This window comes from uncultured Rhodospira sp. (assembly GCF_937138205.1).
Lineage (GTDB): Bacteria > Pseudomonadota > Alphaproteobacteria > Rhodospirillales > Rhodospirillaceae > Rhodospira.
Genome location: NZ_CAKZOT010000057.1, coordinates 17,449 through 37,058, shown reverse-complemented (window position 1 = coordinate 37,058; position 19,610 = coordinate 17,449). Strand labels below are relative to the sequence as shown.

At 68.8% G+C, this 19,610-nt stretch carries 13 protein-coding genes, 1 tRNA gene, 3 pseudogenes and 1 CRISPR repeat array; of the genes and pseudogenes, 11 read left to right on the top strand and 6 right to left on the bottom strand.

Features of this window, described 5'->3' with window-relative positions:
• Nucleotides 1–18: 18 nt before the first annotated feature.
• Nucleotides 19–684 (bottom strand): LON peptidase substrate-binding domain-containing protein, encoded by a 666-nt coding sequence (locus Q0309_RS07540; RefSeq protein ID WP_299439110.1) that lies wholly within the window; start codon nt 682–684, stop codon nt 19–21.
• A gap of 54 nt (nt 685–738) precedes the next feature.
• The gene (trxA, locus tag Q0309_RS07535) at nt 739–1,659 is read right to left on the bottom strand and encodes a thioredoxin (protein WP_299439108.1); all 921 of its coding nucleotides are present in this window, start codon (nt 1,657–1,659) and stop codon (nt 739–741) included.
• Nucleotides 1,660–2,054: 395 nt separating this feature from the next.
• Between trxA and Q0309_RS07530 the strand changes: the two genes are divergently transcribed.
• A tRNA-Gly gene (locus Q0309_RS07530) sits at nt 2,055–2,129 on the top strand.
• Nucleotides 2,130–2,368: 239 nt separating this feature from the next.
• Here the strand turns inward: Q0309_RS07530 and Q0309_RS07525 are convergent.
• Complete coding sequence (locus Q0309_RS07525) at nt 2,369–2,713, bottom strand: hypothetical protein (protein WP_299439106.1); 345 nt, start codon at nt 2,711–2,713, stop codon at nt 2,369–2,371.
• A 125-nt stretch (nt 2,714–2,838) separates the two neighbouring features.
• On the opposite strand from Q0309_RS07525, the gene Q0309_RS07520 reads away from it, so the two are divergent.
• The 8 genes from Q0309_RS07520 (at nt 2,839) to cas2 (ending at nt 11,644) form a co-directional block, all read left to right on the top strand.
• Complete coding sequence (locus Q0309_RS07520) at nt 2,839–3,825, top strand: WYL domain-containing protein (RefSeq protein WP_299439104.1); 987 nt, start codon at nt 2,839–2,841, stop codon at nt 3,823–3,825.
• 161 nt (nt 3,826–3,986) lie between these two features.
• Nucleotides 3,987–6,173 (top strand): CRISPR-associated endonuclease Cas3'', encoded by a 2,187-nt coding sequence (locus Q0309_RS07515; RefSeq protein ID WP_299439102.1) that lies wholly within the window; start codon nt 3,987–3,989, stop codon nt 6,171–6,173.
• A 22-nt stretch (nt 6,174–6,195) separates the two neighbouring features.
• Nucleotides 6,196–6,873: a type I-C CRISPR-associated protein Cas5c gene (gene cas5c, locus Q0309_RS07510; RefSeq protein ID WP_299439100.1), complete on the top strand. Its 678-nt coding sequence runs from the start codon at nt 6,196–6,198 to the stop codon at nt 6,871–6,873.
• Nucleotides 6,870–8,735 carry a type I-C CRISPR-associated protein Cas8c/Csd1 gene (cas8c, locus tag Q0309_RS07505; RefSeq protein WP_299439098.1) on the top strand — a complete coding sequence of 622 codons (1,866 nt, stop codon included), beginning with the start codon at nt 6,870–6,872 and terminating at the stop codon, nt 8,733–8,735. Before cas5c ends, cas8c begins: the two co-directional genes overlap by 4 nt.
• Nucleotides 8,736–8,738: 3 nt before the next feature.
• Entirely contained in the window at nt 8,739–9,599 is an 861-nt protein-coding gene (gene cas7c, locus Q0309_RS07500) for a type I-C CRISPR-associated protein Cas7/Csd2 (RefSeq protein ID WP_299439096.1), read from the top strand.
• 14 nt (nt 9,600–9,613) lie between these two features.
• On the top strand, nt 9,614–10,288 hold the full coding sequence (cas4, locus tag Q0309_RS07495) for a CRISPR-associated protein Cas4 (RefSeq protein ID WP_299439094.1): 675 nt from the start codon (nt 9,614–9,616) through the stop codon (nt 10,286–10,288).
• A complete protein-coding gene (cas1c, locus tag Q0309_RS07490) occupies nt 10,285–11,316 on the top strand; it encodes a type I-C CRISPR-associated endonuclease Cas1c (RefSeq protein ID WP_299439092.1) in 1,032 nt (343 codons plus the stop codon). The genes cas4 and cas1c overlap by 4 nt, the downstream gene beginning before the upstream one ends.
• A gap of 37 nt (nt 11,317–11,353) precedes the next feature.
• On the top strand, nt 11,354–11,644 hold the full coding sequence (gene cas2, locus Q0309_RS07485; RefSeq protein WP_299439090.1) for a CRISPR-associated endonuclease Cas2: 291 nt from the start codon (nt 11,354–11,356) through the stop codon (nt 11,642–11,644).
• A 207-nt stretch (nt 11,645–11,851) separates the two neighbouring features.
• Nucleotides 11,852–13,805: a CRISPR direct-repeat array (repeat unit 32 nt; unit sequence GTCGCCCCCCGCGCGGGGGCGCGGATTGAAAC).
• A gap of 19 nt (nt 13,806–13,824) precedes the next feature.
• Here cas2 and Q0309_RS07480 read toward each other — a convergent pair.
• Nucleotides 13,825–14,997: an ATP-binding protein gene (locus Q0309_RS07480; RefSeq protein ID WP_299439088.1), complete on the bottom strand. Its 1,173-nt coding sequence runs from the start codon at nt 14,995–14,997 to the stop codon at nt 13,825–13,827.
• A 491-nt stretch (nt 14,998–15,488) separates the two neighbouring features.
• Here Q0309_RS07480 and Q0309_RS07475 point away from each other — a divergent pair.
• Nucleotides 15,489–16,226 (top strand): annotated as a pseudogene (locus Q0309_RS07475) (transposase); the annotation flags it as partial.
• A gap of 5 nt (nt 16,227–16,231) precedes the next feature.
• A pseudogene (locus tag Q0309_RS18605) lies at nt 16,232–16,375 on the top strand (hypothetical protein); the annotation flags it as partial.
• A gap of 36 nt (nt 16,376–16,411) precedes the next feature.
• On the opposite strand, the pseudogene Q0309_RS07470 reads toward Q0309_RS18605, so the two are convergent.
• Nucleotides 16,412–16,681, bottom strand: a pseudogene (locus Q0309_RS07470) (IS4 family transposase); the annotation flags it as partial.
• A gap of 142 nt (nt 16,682–16,823) precedes the next feature.
• Entirely contained in the window at nt 16,824–19,517 is a 2,694-nt protein-coding gene (gene mutS / locus Q0309_RS07465) for a DNA mismatch repair protein MutS (protein WP_299439086.1), read from the bottom strand.
• Nucleotides 19,518–19,610: the final 93 nt, after the last annotated feature.

The window sequence follows — 19,610 nt, the reverse complement described above, 5'->3', positions numbered from 1 at the left end:
CGGCGGCCGTCCGCCTGCCTACTGCCGCGCGCCGCCCCCGGCCGTCGCGCCGATGGCCCCCATTTCCAGCAGCGCCAGCATCAGCTCGGCCCGCGCCTGCGGCGTTTCGGCCTCCAACAGGGCCTGCTTCTCGCGCGGCTCGAACGGGCAGGCCATGGCCAGCGATGTGATCAGCGGGCGCGTCTCCACCTCGCGCATGATGTCCCAGTTGAAGGACAGGCCGTGCCCGGCGGCGAACGGCTTCAGCGCGGCGAACAGCTTGTCGCGGTTGATGTCGACGGGCGCCGTGTCGTCCAGGTCGCGCGGATACGGCGCATAGTCCGCCCGCACGCGGCGATAGCCCCGGGTCAGCGGCAGTTCCTCGCCCAGGCGGCACCGGTTCAGGCCCAGCAGGGTGATCAACAGGCGGCCGTCCGGCGTTTCCTCGAACGAGATGATCCGGCCCAGGCAGCCCACGTCGTACAGAGCCGGAGTCGCCTCCTGCGTTTCCGCCTCGTCGCCGCGCGGTTGCACCATGGCCATCAGACGGCCGGCGGCCAGCGCGTCCTCCACCATGCTGAGGTAGCGCGGCTCGAAGATGTTGAGCGGCAACCGCCCGCCGGGCAGGAGCAGGGCGCCGGTCAGGGGAAACACAGGCACCGTGTCCGGCAGTTCGTCGAACCGGGGCTGGAACGTCCGCACCATGCCGTGGGGTCTTTCGTGAAGGGGTCAGGCGTGAAGGGGTCAGGCGTGAAGGGGTCAGGCAAAAATCAGCGCCGACAGGCGGCGCCGGCCCTTGGCGGCCACCGGATGACCGGGACCCAGGGCCTCGAAGATCTTCAACAGGCGCTGACGCGCCGCGTCCTCGTTCCAGGCCCGGTCGCGGCGGAACAGCTCTAGCAGTTCATCGACCGCTTCCTCGGTGCGGTCGGCGGCATAGAGCGCGTTGGCCAGGTCATAGCGCGCCTGGTGGTCGTCGGGGTCGGCCTCGACCCGTGCCTTCAGGTCGGTCACCGGTCCGGCGCTCTCCTGGGACAGCTCCAGCTTGGTCTTGGCCGCGGCGATGTCCGGATCCGCCAGCAGTTCGGCGGGCAACTGGGCGAGGATCTGGGCCGCGTCGCCGGACTGGCCGTTGCCGACCAGGGCGCGCAGATAGCCGGCGATCGCTTTCGTGTTGCCCTGGTCGGCTTGCAGGACCTGCTGGTACAGCCCCAGGGCGCCCTCGAAGTCGCCGCCGTCCATCGCTTCGCGCGCCTGCTCCAGCAGGGCGTCGACGGTATTGGTCGCGCCGTGGGTCAGGGTCTTCAGGAACTGTTTGATCTGGCTTTCCGGCAACGCACCGGCGAAGGCATCGATCGGCCGGCCCTGGCGGAAGCCGTACACCGTGGGAACCGACTGGACGCGCAGCTGCGCCGCCAGTTGCTGGTTCTCGTCGACGTTGATCTTGACCATGCGTACGGCGCCGCCCATCTGCCGCACCAGCTTCTCCAGCATCGGGCCGAGGGTCTTGCACGGGCCGCACCAGGGCGCCCAGAAGTCCACCACCACCGGAACGTGGTTCGACGCCTCGATGACGTCGGCCATGAAGCTTTCGGTGGTGCCGTCCTTAATGAGATCGCCGCCGGCCGCGGGGGCCGCGGTGCCGACGGTGGTGCTCTCGCCATCCAGAATCAGTGCCATGGTGCGTCCCGTTTTTTTGTGTGTCTTGCCCGTGTTGGTGTCTTAGTGGTGTTTGGTATCTTGGTGGTGTCCGGGCCGGTTGGCGGGGGCGATGCGGAGCGATACCGCGCCCGGCAGCGGCCGAAGACGTGATCCTGCGCCCATACTTGGTCGGGACGGGGGCGCGAGGCAAGTGGTCTCGGCCCCGGCCCGCGCCGGCGGGATGGGTGCGCCGGCTGGGTGTGCAGGGGGCGGCGCGAGCAGCGGCGCGGGCGGCGGCGCAGGACCCCGACGCGGGTCGAAAATTCCCTGTTGCATTGGGCGGCCAGCCGAGTATAGTCGCGCACCTCGACGGGCACGGCCCGTCCCCGGTCGCGTTTCGTGGGGGCCGGCGGGCGGCGTGTCCGACCCAGGATGCGGGCGTAGCTCAGGGGTAGAGCACAACCTTGCCAAGGTTGGGGTCGTGAGTTCGAATCTCATCGCCCGCTCCAGTTTTTCCGAAGCAAAATCAAGACTTTGCAGGGCGCCCCAAAGACCCAACAGGGGGCGCCCTTTTTCGTGCGCGAAACCCGGGGAAGCATGGGGGAAGCAGGCGGGGGGATGTTTTGGCGGACCTCTGAGCCGATCCGTGCCGTCGGATGCCTGAATTTCAGACCCCGTCCTGGCATATTGGTACCGTCGCCTCACCCGCCTTGGGGATGGTCCTGGTTAACCTATGGCCCACCAAACTCTATGAGGTCTCCGGTATCGTGCTCGTAGCCGGATCGACATCCACGGCCTCCCCGGCCATGCGCAACCGCGCCGCGACAGGGATCGCCGCGAAGAAGGCGGCGTAGTCGGCGTGGCCCCCTGCTTCCGCATCGTCATGCAGCAGCGGCGACGGCCACAGCCAGACACCGCGTCGGTCGAACAAAACCACCCTTTGCGTGAACGCCTGCGGTGTGCCAGTCTCGGTCACCCAAGCCGCGCGCAGGCGTCCTTGCCAGGGCGGTAGCACCAGTATGCCGTCCCGGCGCCGCAGCCACAGGTGTCCGGCCGGCAGCAGCAGGGCGCCGATACGCGAAGGCTTCGGCATGGGCGCGGACTCCATATCCGGGGGCTCCCGATATCCCGATCCCCATCATATGCGTCCATGAGGGAGTCAGAAACGGTCACACATGTTCGCCTTCCGTTCCACGCCGTCACCAGGACCCCACCGCGATGCGCCATGAAAATGGCGAGACCCTGCTGACCCTGGCCCTGGACATGCAGGCGGCGCGTTCCGGCGTCACCCTGCGCCAGATCCAGGATCGATTCGGCGTCGCCCGCCGCACCGCCATGCGCATGAAGGACGCGGTGTTGCGCGTCTTTCCCCAGGCCGTCGAGACCGAGGGTGAGGACCGTCAGAAACGTTGGCACATCCCGCCGGGCACGCTGGACCGGCTGGTGTCCGTGCCGGCCGACGACCTCGCCGTGCTGGAATCCGCCGTCCGCCTGATGGAGGACCAGAACCGCACGGTGGAGGCCGCCACACTGGCGGCGTTGGCGGCCAAGCTGAAGGCTCTCATGCCTATCGCGCACGCACGCCGGGTCGAGCCGGACCTGGAAGCCCTCCTGGAGGCCGAAGGGCTGGCCTGCCGCCCGGGACCGCGCCCTTACCTGAACCCAGAGATCGTGACCACCCTGCGCGAGGCACTGAAAGCCGGGGTCGCCGTGCGCCTGACCTACGGTTCGCGCCGCGATCCGACGCCGACGGCGCGCATCGTGCATCCCTATGGTGTGCTGCACGGTCACCGGCATTATCTGGTCGGCCGCCAGAGCGAGCCGGCGGTCGAGGGCGTGCGGACCTTCAGCTTGCCGCGCATCGCGGCCATCGAGCCGCTGGACCAGCCGGCCGAACGCGATCCTGACTTCGACCTGGGCGCATTCGCGCGCCGGGCCTTCGGGGTGTTCCAGGAAGACCCCGTTGATGTGGTGTGGCGGTTCGCCCCTGAGGCCGCCGCCGAAGCCAAGGCCTTCGTCTTCCACCCGGACCAGACGCTGGAGGATCAGCCGGACGGATCCCTGATCGTTCGCTTCCGCGCCGGCGGCCTGCTGGAGATGGCTTGGCACCTGTACACCTGGGGCGATGCGGTGGTGGTGCTTTCGCCGCCCGAATTGGCCGACATGGCCCATCCCCACCGCCGAAGCTGGAAGGCGCTGCCGTAACCCGGAGTGACCGGTTTGGGCACCCCGGATACGGCAGAATGCCGCTCGGTCCAGACTTGTCCATCCGGAACGTTCGGCCGACACCGTTCGCGCGATCTCGATCCGATGTCGACAAGACCCGAGCCAGGGCACTCCCGTCGTGCTGAAGAGAGAGGTTGATCGTGAACAAGACGTCATCACCCATCGCGCACCTGCGCGCCTCGGACAGGGCCACCCACGGCCTGACCGATCACCTCAAGGGTACGGCAGACCGGGCCGCCGCTTTCGCCGCCGCGTTCGGCGCCGGGGATATGGCGCGCTTGGCGGGGCTGTGGCACGACCTGGGCAAGTATGCCGCCGACTTTCAAGCGATGATCCGGGCCGCCGACACGCACGCGCATCTGGAGGGCCAGAGCGCACCGTCCGGGCGGCGTCGAGTCGATCATTCCACCGCCGGCGCGCAGTGGGCGGTGGAGATGGAACAGCTCGGTCCGTATGTCGGGCGCCTGTTGGCCTACGTCATCGCCGGTCACCATGCCGGCCTGGCCGACTGGAACGCGGCCGGCGGCCGGCGCGGGCTCGATGAACGCCTGTCGGATCGCCGCCATCTGGAGGCGATGCGCGCCGCCGCGCCACCTGGCGATATTCTGAACCAGACGGCGTCTCTCTCGACGCCTGCGGACGTCGATGCCGCGCTTTGGATCCGGATGCTGGCATCGGCCCTGTTCGATGCCGACTTCCTGGACACCGAAGAATTCTTTGATGATGCGCGGGCCGGTGCGCGCGCCGGTTGGCCGGAGCTGACCGCCCTCAAGGCGCGCCTGGACGCTTATATGTCAGGGTTCGATGGCGCGAGCGGACGGGTCAACGCCGTGCGAGCCGAGGTGCTGGCCGCCTGCCGCGCCCGGGCCACTGATCCGCCGGGGCTGTTCTCACTCACCGTGCCGACCGGCGGCGGCAAGACCCTGTCCGGCCTGACCTTCGCCCTCGACCACGCCCTTGCGAACGGTCTGCGGCGGGTGATCCATGCCGCGCCCTTTACCAGCATCATCGATCAGACGGCTAACGATTTCCGCAAGGCCTTCGGCAATCTGGACGGTGTGTTGGAGCACCACAGCAACCTGGACCCGGACGACGTCTCGCCCCGGGCGCGACTGGCGTCGGAGAACTGGGACGCGCCCGTGGTTGTCACCACCACTGTCCAGTTGTTCGAGTCCCTGTGCGCCAGCCGCACCTCGCGGGTCCGCAAGCTGCACAACATCGCCGGCTCCGTGGTCGTCCTGGACGAAGCGCAGGCGCTGCCGGCGCACCTGTTGAAGCCGATCACCATGATGATCGACCAGTTGCGCCATTTTGGCGCCACGGTGGTGCTTTGCACGGCCACCCAGCCGGCGCTGGGCGCGGTGTTCCCGGATCTGCCGACGCCGACCGAGATCGCCCCCGACCCGCCGCGCCTGTTCGCGGTGCTGGAACGGGTGCGGATGGAGGTGCGCCCGAACGTTACGTCGTGGGACGATCTGGCGGCGGAGATCGCGGAGGAACGCCAAGCGCTGGCCATCGTCAACACCCGTGCCGATGCGCGTGCCTTGCATGAGCGGCTGCCGGCCGGAACGATCCACCTGTCCACTTGGCAGTGCGCGGCCCATCGCGCGGGGCTGCTCGACGCCGTGTGTCAGCGCCTGAAGGACGGCAAGCCGATCCATGTGGTCAGCACCTCCCTGATCGAGGCCGGGGTCAACCTCGATTTCCCGGCGGTGTTCCGGGCCATGGCCGGGCTCGACAGCCTCGCCCAGGCGGCCGGGCGCTGCAATCGGGAAGGGAAGCTGGACGGGCTCGGCCGCTTCGTCGTTTTCAGGCCCGAAACGCGACCCCCGAAGGGGCATCTCGGACAGGCGGCGGCGGCGGCGGAGCCGATCCTGCGCGAGCAAGGTTCCGCGGCCCTGAATCCCGAGGCGTTCCAGTGCTTTTTCCAGGACTTGTACTTCGCCAAGGGGGAGGCCCTGGACGATCCGGGCATCTGCAAGCTTCTGCGGATGGGCAAACAGCGACGCGAGGGCGACCCCCTGGCGTTCCAATTCCGATCCGCCGCCGAGGCCTTCCGGATGATCGAGGACGGTCAGACTCCCGTCCTCGTGCCCTTCGGAGACGGCAGGGACCTGATCGAGACCCTGCGCCGCGACGGGCCGTCGCGCGACCTGCTGCGTCGGCTACAACGCTTCACCGTGCCGGTCACCCGTCAGGCGCATCAAGCCCTTTCGGACGCCGGTGCTTTGGCCGAGGTGGAGGGCCTGATCGTGCTGGAACGCGCGGATTTCTACGACGCCGAGGTCGGCCTGCGGTTCGAGGGTGACGCGGCACTCATCCATTAGGCACGCACGTGAAGGAGGCAACATGCCGAACGAATCAGGACATTCGGCCCCTCTCAGTCTCAGGGTCCGTGGGCGGAACGCCTGCTTTTCACGCCCGGAGATGAAGACCGAGCGGGTCAGCTACGACGTCATCACGCCGTCGGCGGCGCGGGGCGTCCTGGAGGCCATCCTTTGGAAGCCGCAGATGCGCTGGATCGTCGAGGGTATCGACGTGCTGGCCCCCATCGCCCGCGAGACCGTGCGCCGCAACGAGGTGGGGCACCGCGCCTCGCTGGCCAACGTCCGCAAGGTCATGGGCGGCGGCACGGCGGCACTGGGTATCGATACGGTGGCCGACCGACAACAGCGCGCGGCGATCCTGCTGAAGAACGTGGATTACGTGATCCACGCCCGCATCGACCTGACGCCCCGGGCCGGCGCCGGGGACAGCCTTCAGAAGTACCACGAGATGTTCCGCCGCCGCGCCGCCGCCGGGCAGTGCTTCCACCGCCCCTATCTGGGCACGCGCGAGTTCGCCGCCGACTTCGAGCCGGTGGACGAGGCCACGCCCGCGCCCATCCCCGAGACCCGGGATCTGGGCTGGATGCTGCTCGACATCGACCACGCGGGGCCGACGCCCACGCCCCTGTTCTTCGAGGCGAAACTGGAGAACGGCCGCATGACCGTGCCGCGCCCCGACGCGCCGGAGGTGATGCGATGATCCTGCAAGCCCTGACCGCCTATTACGACCGTCTGCTGGCCGAGGGCGCCAAAGGTGCCATACAGCCATTCGGCTTCCAACAAGCCGAGATCCGTTGGATCGTCGAGCTTCACCCGGATGGCCGCTACCGGACCTTGATCGCCACCGGCGACGGCAAGCGGGGCGCCCCATTTGTGGTCCCCTTCAGAGTGTCTCGAACGTCTGATCAAATCGTTCCGAATGCTCTTTGGGACAATCCCGAGTACGTCTTCGGCATCCCGCGCGACGGCGCTAAGGCCAAGCAGGCCGCCAAGGTGCCGGTGCGTCACGCCGCGTTCCTGGAGCGCCTGCGCGCGCTGGCCGAGACGGTGGGTGACGACGACGGCCTCGACGCCGTGCGCGCCTTCCTGGAGGCGGGCGACTTTTCAGATCTCACCGCCAACCCACGGTGGGCGGAGGTCACGGCGGCCAACGCCAACGTCTCCTTCAAGCTCGCCGGCGAGGCCCGATTGGTGTGCGAGCGCCCCGCCGTGCGCGAGGCCATCGCCGCCCTGGCCGAAGCAGAGGGCGAGAGCGACACCGAAGTTCGATGCTTGGTCACGGGGCACCGCGAGTTCTTGGCTAGGCTACACCCTGCTATTTATGGAATGGGGACAGCCCAGTCCATGGGAGTTCGACTTGTTTCGTTCAAAGAAGATGCGTTTACGTCGCATGGCTGGACGCAAGGGCTGAATGCCCCTGTCGGACGACATACTGCCGACGCCTATGTCAAGGCTTTGGAGCAACTCCTCCGCCGAGACAACCACACCCACCATCATGTCGAGGGCGAGGTCACGTTTGTCTTCTGGGCCGCCGAGACAACACCTCTGGAAGCCGACATCCCCATGGTGTTCTGGCCCCCGGCGGTCCAGACGGAAGCCGACGGCAGCGCGGTTCGCGCCGCCCTGACCAGCGCCCGGCGCGGCGGTCGCCCGCCGGCCTTCGACGACCCGACGCCGTATTACGTGCTCGCCCTGGCCCCCAACGCGGCGCGGCTGGCCGTGCGGCTGTGGCACGAGGGTACGGTGGGCGACCTGCTGGAGCGGTTCGCCCAACACTTCGAGGACCTGACCGTCGACGGCTTCGACGGTCCGTCCGAAACCCCGGGCCTGCGGCGGTTGCTCGCTGCCGCATCTAAGGACAATGACATTGATAATCTTCGTCCGAAAAGACTGCGCCCGGCCCTCGCCGCCGAAATGATGACCGCGATCCTCAAGGGAACGCCCTATCCGGCAACCCTGCTGGCACGCGTTGTCGAGCGTTGCCGCGCGGAGCAGGGAAAACGTGACCCGCGCTCTGGGGAGCGCCGCCAGTCCGTCACGCGCGTGCGGGCCGCGCTCATCAAGGCATCCCTCAACCGCCGCACCCGCCTGTCCGACATGCCCGCAAAGGAGATCACCGTGAGCCTCGATCCCGAAAACACCAACCCCGGCTACCTGCTGGGTCGCCTGTTCGCTGTGCTGGAGGACGTGCAATACCAGTCTGTCAGGGCAAGGGGGTCCGATGCGTCCATCAACGCCACGATTCGGGACCGGTACTTCTCAGCCGTCATGACCGCGCCGCGTTCCGTGGTCAGGGACCTCATGAAGCTGCGCGACGCGCATCTCAAGAAACTGCGCCATAGCAAGCCGGGGTTTGTTCGGAAGCGGGAAAAGGAGTTCGACTCCATTCTCGACAAAATACCGGCGAACGACGGCTTCCCAGCCACCCTGACGCTTGAAGACCAGGGGCGCTACATCCTCGGCTATCACCACCAAAGGGCAGCGCTCTGGCCAGCGAAAGACGCCCTGCCCGAGGACGCCCTTTCCGACCCCCACGACGACACCGAAGAGACGGAGGCCTGAGCCATGACCACCCCCATCCAGAACCGCCATGACTTCGTGCTGCTGTTTGACGTCAAGGACGGCAACCCCAACGGCGACCCGGACGCCGGCAACCTGCCGCGCGTTGATCCCGAGACCGGCCACGGCCTGGTCACCGACGTGGCCCTGAAGCGCAAGGTGCGCAACTACGTCGGCATCAAGCATGAGGACGCACCGCCCAACGCCATCTACGTTCGCGAGGGCTCGGTGCTCCAGATCCAGCGGGCCGACGCCTACAAGGGGCTGAAGGAAGGCGAGAAGGCCTCCGAGGAAACCGCCCGTCGCTTCATGTGCGAGAACTTCTTCGACGTGCGCGCTTTCGGCGCCGTGATGTCGACCAAGAAGTTCAACGCCGGCCAGGTGCGCGGACCCGTGCAGATGACCTTCGCCCGCTCGGAAAACCGGGTGCTGCCGGTCGATCACACCATCACCCGTGTCGCCCGCGAGACCGAGGCCCGCGCGGCCGAGGGTGGCCGCACCGAAATGGGCGGCAAGGCCACCGTCGCCTATGGCCTGTACCGGGCGCACGGCTTCGTCTCGCCGCATCTGGCCGACGGCGCGAACGGGACCGGCTTTTCCGACGGCGACCTGTCGCTGCTGTGGGAGGCCCTGGGCACCATGTTCGACTTCGACCGCTCCGCCGCCCGGGGCTTGATGGCCACCCGCCGGCTGATTGTCTTCCGGCATGACGGCAGGCTGGGCAACGCCCCGGCCCACAAGCTGTTCGAGCGGATCACGGTCGAGCAGAACGACCCGAAGGAGACCCCAAGGGCTTTCACCGATTTCACCGTCACCCTCGACCGCGCCGACCTGCCCGCCGGGATCGAGGTGCTGGAGTTGGTGTAGCCGAGGCCCGGCCGGTGTACGCCGAGGATGCCCTGGTCCCGCTCTCGGCCCTGCAACACTTCGTGGTGTGTCCGCGCCAGTGCGCGCTGATCCACCTGGAGCAGGCCTGGGTCGAGAGCGCCCTGACCGCCGAGGGGCGCGCCGCGCATGAGCGCGTGGACAAGGCCGGCGTGGCGGCCCGCGACGGTGTTCGCCGCGCCACCGGCGTGCCCTTGCGTTCGTTTGCCCTCGGGCTCGTTGGCCGGGCTGACGTCGTGGAGTTCCACCCGGCGCCGTCCGGCGGGCCGGCGGTTCCGTTTCCGGTGGAGCACAAGCGGGGCCGACCCAAGCGCGGCGACGAGGATCGGGTGCAACTGTGCGCACAGGCGCTCTGCCTGGAGGAGATACTTGGCCGCCCCGTGCCCGCCGGCGCCCTGTTCTACGGCGAGCGGCGGCGGCGCACCGACGTGATGTTCGACGACACCTTGCGTCGGCGCACCATTGAAGTCGCCGCCGCTGTCCACGCTCTGTTCGAAACCGGCGTCACCCCGCCACCGCCCGACGTGGCGCCATGCAAGGCCTGTTCCCTGCTGCCGATCTGCCGTCCCGACGCCGTTCGCCGGCCGACGCGCGGCGGCGGCGGGGCGGTGGCCGCCTGGGTGGCGCGGCGGCTGGCGGACCCAGACCCCAAGGAGGACGCCGACCCATGAAGCGCCTTCTGAACACTTTGTTCATTGCCACCGAGGGGGCCTACGTCGCGAAAGAGGGGGAAAGCCTGGCGGTCAGGATTGATGACCGGCCGCCGACCCGCATTCCCATCGCCGGCCTGGAAAGCGTGGTCTGCCTGGGGCGCGTGTCCCACAGCCCCCACGCCCTGGCGCACTGCGCCGAGAACGGCGTGGCCCTGACCCACCTGACCGCGTCCGGCCGCTTCCTGGCCCGGCTGGAGGGCGCCACCTCCGGCAGTGTGCTCGTGCGTCGGACCCAATACCGCAAGGCCGACGATCCCGTGGCCTCGGCCGATCTGGCCCGCGCCTTCCTGACCGGCAAGATCGCCAACGCCCGGCTCGTGATGCGGCGCGCCGCGCGGGAGGCCTCCGGCAAGGCGAACGCGCCACACCTGACAGAGGCCGTAGAGCGCCTGGACGGGCTGTTGGGGCGGTTGCCGCGCGAAACCACGGTTGACGCGCTCCGTGGCCTGGAAGGCGAGGCCGCGCGGACCTACTGGGCGGCCTTTCCCGCCCTGCTTGGCGGCGGCGATCAGGGGCTGTCCTTCACTGGGCGCACCCGGCGTCCACCGCTGGATCCCGTGAACGCTCTGCTGTCGTTCCTGTACACGCTGCTTGCCCATGACATCCGCGCGGCGTTGGAGGCCACGGGACTGGATTCTCAGGTCGGATACCTGCACCGCGACCGGCCCGGTCGCCCCGGTCTCGCGCTGGACATGATGGAGGAATTTCGCACGGTCCTCGCCGACCGCCTGGCACTGACCCTGGTCAACCGTGGCCAGGTTCGCAAGGAGGGCTTCCGAACCGAGGAGGGCGGCGCCGTCACCATGACCGACGCCACCCGGCGCACCGTGATCGAGGCCTGGCAGGAGCGGAAACGCGACGAGCGGCGTCACCCTTACCTGGACGAAGTGGTTCCCATCGGCCTGTTTTGGCATCTCCAGGCGCTGTTGTTCAAACGCCACCTGCGCGGCGACCTGGATGGCTATCCGCCCTGCCTGTGGCGCTGAGGTGATTGATTGAACCCACGCGCGGAAAGGGACCGGAATGCTGGTGGTGGTAAGCTACGACGTGGAAACGACGGATCCGGCCGGCCGCCGCCGTTTGCGGCGCATTGCCAGGGCGTGTCAGGATCACGGCCAGCGGGTGCAGTTTTCGGTGTTCGAGTGCGAGATCACCCCGGCGGCATGGGTCGCCCTGCGCCAACGGCTCATCGACGAAATGGATACCGAGCGGGACAGCCTGCGGGTCTATTTCCTGGGGGCGGACGGGAAACGCAAGATCGAGCATATTGGCGGACGCCGACCGCTTGACCTTGATGGTCCCCTCCTTCTGTGACGCCGCTGGTGGCCGATCCGTTTGAGGGCGCGCGGACCCCAAGCGGACGTCGGAACCCCGGGAGGTTCGCGCCAACGCCAAGTCGTTGTGATCTTTGACAGTGTGAAGGATGAGGACCCGTGCGGATGGTCCGTCGCCACGACACAAGAGCGGGTTGGCGTCGGATATGCGCTTTTCTTATCTGCGGCAACGGGTTACAGAGACGGAGTCGCCCCCCGCGCGGGGGCGCGGATTGAAACGCGCTCCCCACCGGTGGGGGAAAGACGATTTGTGTCGCCCCCCGCGCGGGGGCGCGGATTGAAACTATACCGCCGCGCACTCGCTGTACGAGGACCTGGGTCGCCCCCCGCGCGGGGGCGCGGATTGAAACTGGCTGGTGATGCCCAGGCCATCGGGTCGGGCCAGGTCGCCCCCCGCGCGGGGGCGCGGATTGAAACAGTCCACCATCGCCCGCCAGCAGCGCGGGGACGCGTCGCCCCCCGCGCGGGGGCGCGGATTGAAACAGCGTGCCGGGGCCGATGGCTCGGGCGGTGCCCCAGTCGCCCCCCGCGCGGGGGCGCGGATTGAAACTCCCGCACGCGCGCGGGCGTCATCTACTCCCGGCGGGTCGCCCCCCGCGCGGGGGCGCGGATTGAAACAGGCCGCCGAAGACACCGGCCAGGACGGCAAGGGCGTCGCCCCCCGCGCGGGGGCGCGGATTGAAACTGGCTGGTGATGCCCAGGCCATCGGGTCGGGCCGTCGCCCCCCGCGCGGGGGCGCGGATTGAAACGCGATGATCAGCAACATGGACCGGCGCCAGATCACGTCGCCCCCCGCGCGGGGGCGCGGATTGAAACAAGCCCATCGCGCGCGAACTGGGCCTGACCAAGGTCGCCCCCCGCGCGGGGGCGCGGATTGAAACATCGGCACGCCACGCGGGGTGAACCAGTTCCACGTCGCCCCCCGCGCGGGGGCGCGGATTGAAACCTGTGCGACTGGCAGGCGGCCAACGACACGGTGTGTCGCCCCCCGCGCGGGGGCGCGGATTGAAACGTTGGATTTGCTACCGAGGCCGTAACTGACGCTGGTCGCCCCCCGCGCGGGGGCGCGGATTGAAACTCGGCGCAAGCCAAGGTGTCTACGCCAGCCATCGGGTCGCCCCCCGCGCGGGGGCGCGGATTGAAACGAGAGCGCCGCCGAGCATTATGCCTTGCATGGCCGTCGCCCCCCGCGCGGGGGCGCGGATTGAAACTCCTCGACCGCCATGACTGTCGACCGGGCCATGAGTCGCCCCCCGCGCGGGGGCGCGGATTGAAACCTTCAGCCTGCCCTCAAGGTCCGCGTCACCTTCGTCGCCCCCCGCGCGGGGGCGCGGATTGAAACTCCCTCTCGGTTCGTGGCGCCCCGGCCGAAGCCGGTCGCCCCCCGCGCGGGGGCGCGGATTGAAACAGCCGACCAAGAGCCGCACCGAGCAGATCACCGACGTCGCCCCCCGCGCGGGGGCGCGGATTGAAACGTATGGAGAGACTATCGACGTTCCCATAGTCGCGGGTCGCCCCCCGCGCGGGGGCGCGGATTGAAACATATATTCCTGGACGCGATCCGCCTGGGCCTGTCGATGTCGCCCCCCGCGCGGGGGCGCGGATTGAAACGAAGCAAAGCTGGCCGACCTGCGCGGGAAGGCTAGTCGCCCCCCGCGCGGGGGCGCGGATTGAAACGACACCCTCATGGGCTATGTGCGCGTGGGTTGTGGTCGCCCCCCGCGCGGGGGCGCGGATTGAAACAGTTGGTTTGACCACGAAATCGCCGACATCCGTGTCGCCCCCCGCGCGGGGGCGCGGATTGAAACATCGTAGTCGAGATCAGCGTAGCAACCGGGGCAGGTCGCCCCCCGCGCGGGGGCGCGGATTGAAACCCGCTGTCCTGGCCGCGAACCCTGGGCTGTCCGCGTCGCCCCCCGCGCGGGGGCGCGGATTGAAACATCCCTTTCGATGACCCGTTCGCGCCTCCAGCCGACGTCGCCCCCCGCGCGGGGGCGCGGATTGAAACACAAGGAACGCACGCCGAGTTTCACCGTGATCCCGTCGCCCCCCGCGCGGGGGCGCGGATTGAAACTCGCCGCTGTCGCTGATCTGCTGGAAATCGCCTTGTCGCCCCCCGCGCGGGGGCGCGGATTGAAACCGGATCACCCGGGATGCCCTCATCCCCCCGCGATCAATTCCGCCATGGCTCTCAATCCGATGGCCTCCACATCGTCCGCAATCGGGTAGCTCTCTTCGCCGGCCGTGACCACGAACGCGCGGGCCGGGTTCAGGTCATCCCGGGCATTGTGGAAGCCCTTGGTGGGCTTGGCCGAGAGCCCGTGCTTGATCTCCATGGCCCACAGGCCACCCTTGCCGGGCATCTCCAGCAGCAGGTCGATTTCGGCGCCGGCGGCGGTGCGGTAGAAGCTGGCCCGGGTTCGGGGCGGGGCGACCGCCAACAGGGTTTCGATGACGAAGCCTTCCCAACTCGGCCCCACAACCGGATGCCCGGCGATATCGTTGTAGTCCTCCAGGCCAAGCAGGGCGTGGACCAAGCCGCTGTCCCGGACATAGACCTTGGGTGATTTGGTGAGGCGCTTGCCGACGTTGGCGTGGAAGGGTGTCAAACGGCGAACCAGAAGGAGGTCCGCCAGCAGGTCGATATAGCTGGTCACCGTGGGCGCGGTGATCGACAACCCCGAGGCCAGTCGCGACGCGTTGAGCAGGCCCCCTTGGTTATGGGCCAGCATGGTCCAGAGCCGCTCAAGGGTCTCGGCCGGGATGCGGCGGCCGAACTGCGGCACGTCGCGTTCAAGGTATGTGCGGATGAAGTCCTGCCGAAACGCCAAGCTGTCGCCATCGCTGGTGGCAAGAAAGCTGTCCGGAAAACCGCCCCGCACCCACAGCCTGCGCAGGGCGTCGCCATCGGGGGCTGCCTCCAACACATCGAACGGGTTCAACGCGACGTACTCGATCCGCCCCGCGAGGCTCTCCCCGGACTGCCGCAGCAGGTCCATGGAGGCCGATCCGAGGATGAGAAACCGTCCGGTGCGGTTGCCCGTCCGCCGGCCCTTGTCGATCAGGCCCCGCAGCTCCTGGAACACCTCCGGCACGCGGTGGATCTCGTCGAGGATGACGAGCCGGTCCTCGTAGGCCGAGAGGAACAAGGCCGGGTCGGCGAGTTTGTCCCGGTCCGCTCGCGATTCCAGATCGAGATAGAGGGCATCGGTTCCGTCGGCGATGTCCTGGGCCAGGGTGGTCTTGCCGACCTGACGTGGCCCGATCAGGGCGACGGCGGCCTGTCGGGTCAGGGCCTGCTGGACGGTCTGGAAGGCTCGGCGCGTGATCATCCTCGCATATTAAAAAGCAGGCTTTCGGATTGCAATGATAGTCTGTCGGATTGGTGTCCTTGAAAATTCAAGACGGACTCTTGGATTTGCGAGGATCCTGTCGCGCTGTGACGCCTGGGGTCCGGGTCGCGTCCATCAGACGGCTGTGGCTCCACAGCCATGGCAAGCCACGGGATAGGACGTGTCCGGTCCTGCCGGACCGCACTTTGGCGCACTGTGCCGCCTGAAACGTCTCGACCCTTCGGGGTCCGAGCCCCCACGCGCCCCTCATGCCCGCTGCGGAGGCTCCGCCAGACCCCTCCCCTTTTTCTTTGGTTTCTCAGGGTGTTGAGGGAAAGACCCTCCAGGGTAAGAGGGCGGCCCTCCTGGGCAGTGTAACTTGAGGTCTGTAAAATCGGCCGGGCGGCGGCCGGGTCAGCCCACCCGCGAGGGGTTGCCTCGCGCGTGGACGCCCCACATTCCGGTGTTTCCTCGACCAAAAGGAGACCGGAATGCGCGAACGCCCTGTTACCATCATGGACACGCTCTTGGAACCGCTGATCAAAACCGGACCGGACGGCATGGCCAGGGTGTTCACCGCCCTGTTCGAACTGGCCATGCGGACCGAGCGCGATCAGCACATCGGCGCCGGCCGGTACGAACGCAAAGACGACCGCCAGGGCTATGCCAACGGCGACAAGCCCAAGGCGGTCGACACGCCGGCCGGGACGCTGACCGTCCAGGTCCCCAAGACGCGCGGGCACGAAGAGCCCTTCTATCCCCAGTCCCTGGAGCGCGGCCGGCGCAGTTCACGCGCCGTCATGCTGGCCATTGCCCAGATGTACGTGCAGGGGGTCTCCACCCGCGACGCCGCCAAGGTCATGAAGGAGTTCGGGCTGGACAGCCTGTCCTCGACCCAGGTCAGCCGCGCCGCCGCCCTGCTGGACGATGAGCTCGATGCCTGGCGGAGGCGGCAACTCGAACCGGTCACCTACCTGTTCCTCGACGCCCGCTATGAAAAGGTCCGGGACAACGGCGTGGTCCGTGATGCCGCCATCCTGTCCGCCGTGAGCATCACCCCGAACGGGCGCCGCCGCGTGCTGGGCGTCTCCTGCGCCCTGTCCGAGGCCGAGGTCCATTGGCGCGACTTCCTCAACGACCTTGTCAGCCGGGGGCTGCGCGGGGTGACGGTCGTCGTCAGCGACGACCACCCCGGCCTGCGCGCCGCCCGCAAGGCGGTCCTCGGCGGTGCCACATGGCAGCGCTGCCAGTTCCATCTGGCCCAGAACGCCATCCATCACGCCCCCACCCTGGCCATCCGCAAGCGCATCGGCGCCGGATGCGCACCGCCAATCCGATCGAACGTGCCATCCAGCAGGAGATCAAGCGCCGCACCCGCAAGGTGCGCGTCTTCCCCAACGAGGATGCCCTGCTGCGACTGGTTGTCGGCGTCATAGTCCGTCCAGTCCATCGCCACCCGGATGCTCTTGCGCTCGCCGACCCGCTGGGGCACCCGGCGCGCAAAGCTGTCCCAGACGTCGATGCCATCATTGGACAGCAGCCGGTCCACCGGCTTGATCGCGTGTTTCGTGACTCGACCCCGGGCTTGCGCCAGGGACTGTCCGATCACGCCCACGGCCAGCGAGGCGCCCTCCATGACGCCCAGCGTCGCCCCCGCCAGAGAGTTCACCCGTTTGGCGTGAATCGTCCCGCTATGCACCTCGTCAATAAACGCCCGAATGTCGTCCAGCTTGCGTTCAACGCGGCTGTCCGTGCCATGCATCGTGACCCCTCTCAAACCAAACCCAGCATATTGTGTGCTCCGCAGAGATGGGGCCTAAATATCGTTAGTCAACAATGTGGGGACTCCTGAGCTCCGCCACCCCTTTCAACCGATACAACGCCTCCAGCGCCTCGCGTGGGGTGAGGTCGTCCGGATTGATGTCGGCCAAGGCGGTCTCAAGGGGCGACGGGCCGGCGGGGGACGGCGGCGGCGCCGGCCGCTGTGTGGCGGCGGCGAACAGCGGCAGGTCCTCGATCAGGCGGGCCGGGCTGGGCGTGCCCTCGGTGCCGCGTTCCAGGCGTTTCAGCACGTCATCCGCCCGGTCCAGCACCGGCCCCGGCAGCCCGGCCAGCCGGGCCACATGGATGCCGTAGGAGCGGTCGGCCACGCCCGGCGCCACCTCGTGCAGGAAGACGATGCCGTCGTTCCACTCGCGCACCCGCATGGTGTGGCACGACAGCCCGTCGAGCCGCCCGGCCAGCGCCGTCAGTTCGTGATAGTGCGTGGCGAACAGCGCCCGGCACCGATTGACGTCGTGCAGGTGTTCCAGCGTCGCCCAGGCGATGGCCAGGCCGTCATAGGTCGCCGTGCCGCGTCCGATCTCGTCCAGGATCACCAGCGACCGCGCGGTGGCCTGATTGAGGATGGCCGCCGTCTCGACCATTTCCACCATGAACGTCGAACGCCCGCGCGCCAGATCGTCGGCGGCCCCCACGCGGCTGAACAGGCGGTCCACCACGCCCACGTGCGCCGCCTCCGCCGGCACGAACGCGCCCATCTGCGCCAGGAGGACGATCAGCGCGTTCTGGCGCAGGAAGGTGGACTTGCCGGCCATGTTGGGGCCGGTCACCAGCCACAGCCGCGCGCCCTCCCCCAGGTCGCAGGCGTTGCCGACGAAGCCGCCCGACTGCTCGGCCTCAAGGGCGGCCTCGACCACCGGGTGACGGCCGCCCAGCACGGCGAACGAGAGTGAGTCGTCCACCTGCGGACGCACGTACCGCCGCGCCTCGGCCAGCTCCGCCAGCCCGGCCAGCGCGTCCAGCGCCGCCAGTGCCCGCCCGGCCAGGGCGATGGGATCGGCGCGGGCCACCACCTCGGCCACCAGGTCGGCGAACAACTCCTGTTCCAGCGCCAAGGCCTTGTCGCCGGCGCCGCGCAGTTTGTTCTCCAGGTCCGACAGCTCAACCGTGGTGAAGCGCGCCGCGTTGGCCATGGTCTGTCGGTGGATGTAGCCCGAGTCCGGCGCCATCAGCCGGTCGGCGTGGCGCGAGGGCACCTCGACGAAATAGCCGATGACGTTGTTGTGCTTGATCTTCAGGGCGGCGATGCCGGTCTCCTCGCACAGGCGCGCCTGAAGGGCGGCAATGTGGCGCCGGCTTTCGTCGCGGAGCGCGCGCACCTCGTCCAGACCGGCGTGATAGCCGGGGGCGATGAAACCACCGTCCCGCGCCAGCAGCGGCGGGTCCACGTCCAGCGCCCGCGCCAGCCGGTCCACCAGTGTGGCGTGGTCGCCCAGATCGCGGGTGTGCTGGGCCAGCAGGTCCGGCACCAGCCCGCGCAGGCCCTCGTCGAGACCGCCGCGCAGGCCGGGCGCCTCGGCAAGGGCATCCCGCAGCATGGCCAGATCACGCGGCCCGCCCCGGCCCAGGGTCAGGCGGGACAGCGCCCGTTCCACGTCCGGCACCCGGCGCAGGCGCTCGCGCAGGGCCTCGCGCGGCCCCGGCGCGTCCACCAGCGCCGCCACCGCGTCCAGCCGCGCCCCGATGGCCGCCGGATCGGTCAGGGGGGCGGCCAACCAGCGTTCCAACAGCCGCGCCCCGGCCCCGGTCACGGTTCGGTCGATCACGGAGAGCAGCGAGCCCCGGCGCTCGCCGGCCAGGGTGCGGGTCAGTTCCAGGTTGCGCCGGGTGGCGGCGTCGATCTCCAGATGGGCGCCGTCCCCGACGTGGCGTGGCGGGTCCAGGCGCGGCAGCCGACCCTTTTGCGTCGCTTCGACGTAGTCCACCAACGCCCCGGCCGCCGCCAATTCAGGCCGGCCGAAAGCGCCGAAGGCGTCCAGCGCCGCCACTGAGAACACCTCCTTCAGGCGTCGCTCGCCGCCCTGGGAGGTGAACCGCGCCGCCGGCAGCGGCGACAGGGCGCGCTTCCACTCGCCCCACACCTCGTACAGGTCGGGGCGTTCCAGCAGGCGGTCGGGGACAAGGATCTCGCCGGGGGTCAGTTCCGCCAGGGCGGCGCCCAGCCGGCGGGCGTCCACCGGGCGCACGGCGAAGGCCCCGGTCGAGATCTCCACCCAGGCCAGGGCCAGCCCGCCGCCGGCCTCGGCCACGCAGGCCAGATAGTTGTGCCCGCGCGGGTCCAGCAGGCCGTCCTCGGTGATGGTGCCGGGGGTGACGACGCGGATCACGTCGCGCTTTACCACCGATTTGGCGCCGCGTTTCTTGGCCTCGGCCGGGTCCTCCATCTGTTCGCAGATGGCGACCTTGCGGCCGGTGCGGATCAGCTTGGACAGGTAGGCCTCGTGCGAGTGCACCGGCACGCCGCACATGGGGATGTCGTCGCCCTGGTGCTTGCCGCGCTTGGTCAGGGCGATGTTGAGGATCTCGGCGGCGTCGACGGCATCGTCAAAGAACAGCTCGTAGAAATCGCCCATGCGGTAGAACAGCAGGCAATCCGCGTGCGCCGCCTTGATCTCCAGGTACTGGGCCATCATGGGTGTCGTGGCGTCGGGCGCTGGGGCGGGCTGCGGGTCGGTCATGGGCCACTCTGCGGGGCAACGGGGTGGAGAGACGGCGCGGGCGGGCCGGCACAGTCTAGACGTCTGGCCGGGATGGGTCATGCCCGCAAAATC

Coding starts and splice junctions, on each gene's coding strand:
- Q0309_RS07540 (WP_299439110.1), bottom strand. CDS start 684: ATGGTGCGGACGTTCCAGCCCCGGTTCGACGAACTGCCGGACACGGTG.
- trxA (WP_299439108.1), bottom strand. CDS start 1,659: ATGGCACTGATTCTGGATGGCGAGAGCACCACCGTCGGCACCGCGGCC.
- Q0309_RS07525 (WP_299439106.1), bottom strand. CDS start 2,713: ATGCCGAAGCCTTCGCGTATCGGCGCCCTGCTGCTGCCGGCCGGACAC.
- Q0309_RS07520 (WP_299439104.1), top strand. CDS start 2,839: ATGCGCCATGAAAATGGCGAGACCCTGCTGACCCTGGCCCTGGACATG.
- cas5c (WP_299439100.1), top strand. CDS start 6,196: ATGCCGAACGAATCAGGACATTCGGCCCCTCTCAGTCTCAGGGTCCGT.
- cas8c (WP_299439098.1), top strand. CDS start 6,870: ATGATCCTGCAAGCCCTGACCGCCTATTACGACCGTCTGCTGGCCGAG.
- cas7c (WP_299439096.1), top strand. CDS start 8,739: ATGACCACCCCCATCCAGAACCGCCATGACTTCGTGCTGCTGTTTGAC.
- cas1c (WP_299439092.1), top strand. CDS start 10,285: ATGAAGCGCCTTCTGAACACTTTGTTCATTGCCACCGAGGGGGCCTAC.
- cas2 (WP_299439090.1), top strand. CDS start 11,354: ATGCTGGTGGTGGTAAGCTACGACGTGGAAACGACGGATCCGGCCGGC.
- Q0309_RS07480 (WP_299439088.1), bottom strand. CDS start 14,997: ATGATCACGCGCCGAGCCTTCCAGACCGTCCAGCAGGCCCTGACCCGA.
- mutS (WP_299439086.1), bottom strand. CDS start 19,517: ATGACCGACCCGCAGCCCGCCCCAGCGCCCGACGCCACGACACCCATG.